The sequence below is a fragment of the Pseudoalteromonas sp. AWM4_233 genome (assembly GCF_056158285.1).
In genome coordinates this window covers 1-584 of the sequence record NZ_JBSWSZ010000129.1, presented here as the reverse complement: position 1 = coordinate 584, position 584 = coordinate 1, and the positions used below count along the sequence as shown (strand labels likewise).

1 rRNA gene is annotated in these 584 nt (G+C 46.2%); it reads left to right on the top strand.

What is annotated here, in order from left to right:
• A 23S ribosomal RNA gene (locus ACXAC4_RS26670) occupies positions 1–584 on the top strand; the annotation flags it as partial.

Below are 584 nucleotides of genomic sequence, written 5' to 3'. Positions count from 1 at the left end.
AAGGTTAACGACGGTTAGATTCACCTCTTACACAGCACTGCGATAAGCCTAGTCAAGCCAGTAAGAGGCGCTTGAGACTAGGATTTCCGAATGGGGAAACCCACCTGTTTACAGGTATCGTTAACTGAATACATAGGTTAACGAGGCGAACGCGGAGAACTGAAACATCTAAGTACCCGTAGGAAAAGAAATCAACCGAGATTCCGAAAGTAGCGGCGAGCGAAATCGGACTAGCCCTTAAGCTTTAGTGTAGTTAGTGGAACATTCTGGAAAGTTTGACGATACAGGGTGACAGTCCCGTACACAAAAACTTATCTAAAGTGAAATCGAGTAGGTCGGAGCACGTGAAACTTTGACTGAATATAGGTGGACCATCATCTAAGGCTAAATACTCCCAACTGACCGATAGTGAACCAGTACCGTGAGGGAAAGGCGAAAAGAACCCCTGTGAGGGGAGTGAAATAGAACCTGAAACCGTGTACGTACAAGCAGTAGGAGCCCTTCGAGGGTGACTGCGTACCTTTTGTATAATGAGGTGCTGTGTAAGAGGTGAATCTAACCGTCGTTAACACGTGATACGGCAT